At 41.7% G+C, this 338-nt stretch carries 1 protein-coding gene; it reads right to left on the reverse strand.

Annotated features, from left to right (window positions below):
- On the reverse strand, positions 1-338 hold a 338-nt coding region (locus JaK3_RS05735), incomplete at both ends, for a condensation domain-containing protein (protein ID WP_150114214.1).

The following is a 338-nucleotide window of genomic DNA, read 5'->3' on the forward strand; positions in this document are numbered from 1 at the left end:
AAGATATTGGCTGACACACCATCATTGGCATGATGATGGAAAGTAAGCACTAAGGCATATTCATCATCAGTTAGTTGCAAGAGATGAGTGCGGAGGGGTCTGTCTACGTCTAACTTAAATGCTTTTGTAGTAATCTTAAAAATAAAATCTTCAATTTCTTGGCGTGATTTTGACTTAAGAGTTACCAACTCTACTGCCTCACTTAATTTTGGTACACCGAGCAAGCATCCCATTGGAATGCCATCTTCATCCTCGAGCATCACCGTCCGCAATGCCTCGTGTCTTTCAATAATGGCTAACAACGCTAGCTGTAGAGCCTCAATATTGATAGCGCCAGT

Origin of the sequence: Polynucleobacter yangtzensis (assembly GCF_001595965.1) — a bacterium.
GTDB lineage: Bacteria > Pseudomonadota > Gammaproteobacteria > Burkholderiales > Burkholderiaceae > Polynucleobacter > Polynucleobacter yangtzensis.